This is a genomic window from uncultured Anaerococcus sp. (genome assembly GCF_937934665.1).
Lineage (GTDB): Bacteria > Bacillota > Clostridia > Tissierellales > Peptoniphilaceae > Anaerococcus.
The window spans coordinates 1-1190 of record NZ_CALGYW010000054.1 but is presented as its reverse complement, the minus strand read 5'-3'; the positions used below and the strand labels follow the sequence as shown (position 1 = coordinate 1190).

1 protein-coding gene is annotated in these 1190 nt (G+C 38.4%); it reads right to left on the bottom strand.

Translation table 11 applies throughout. The features are described 5' to 3' along the window. Window positions 1-1190: ABC transporter ATP-binding protein (locus Q0410_RS02525; RefSeq protein WP_299032535.1), on the bottom strand; the 1190-nt coding region annotated here is incomplete at both ends.

Genomic DNA, 1190 nt, shown 5'->3' with positions numbered 1-1190 from the left:
TTTTGTCGGTAAACCTTGATGAGCTCATCCTGTGGGAGATGAAGATGGCAGTTTTGCCCTCAGTCATTTCGTTAAAATGTTCGTAGATTTTGCTTTCGGCAAGGGGGTCGAGGGATGCTGTTGGCTCATCTAGGATTAGGAAATCTGCGTCCTGGTAGAGGGCTCGGGCTATAGCAAGCTTCTGCTTTTGGCCGAGGGAGAGGTCTGTTGCACCTTCGTAGATGTCCTTGTTTAGGTAGGTGTCAAGGCCTTTTGGAAGCTTTTTTATCCTTTCAGCAAGGTCTAGTTTTTCAATGATTCTTGTTGTTTTTTCTTCCTCATAATCCTTATTTGCAATGATATTTTCCTTGATTGTAAAAGGCATGATGGCAAAGTCTTGGAAGACTCCTGTAATTTTCTCATATAGTGATTTTTTGCTGATTTTTTTGATGTTTATACCATTATATAAGATTTCCCCGCTATCGATGTCGAAAAACCTCAATAGAAGTTTAACTATAGTTGTCTTACCAGCGTTATTTACACCCACAATCGAGATTTTCTCGCCCTTGTTTATCCTAAAAGACAAGTTGTCAATGATTTTCCTGTCTGATCCTGGATAAGTAAAGGTTACGTTTTTAAAGACTAGGCTTTCAAAATCTCCGGCTTTCTCTAGGTTTTCTTCTTTATCAGAATCTAGGACGTAGAAATCATAAAGAGGTTCAAGATTGGCAAGGCTCATTATAAAGTCTGCTAGCTCTGAAAACATGGTTTGGAAAGATTTCATAAAGTTTTCATTTGCAGCAATTATAGCAGAAAATGAACCAAAACTTATTTGTGGGCCGTAGGCAGCTGATAGGGTTCTCATTGCAACATAGGTGTAGGATACTAATCTTAAAATAGACTCCAAAAAGATTTTAATTGCTCCCATATTTGCCTCATAGGCAAACTTATCTTCAAAGCCATCCATCATTTGGTCTAAGTATCCTTGGGTTTTGGACTTAACCATAGGTCCTAGGTTGAAAACTCTGATTTCTTTTTGGTAGTGGGGACTTGCCATGAGGGAGAAATAATAGGAAAATCTCCTGTTTATATTTACAATCTCTAGGTTAAACTTGCTGGTGTAAGCTGACTCCTTCCCATTTACAAAGATTATCATAAGCGAGATAAGGATTGAAAATGCAACTAAGTAAGGCGAGAAGGATATGATTACG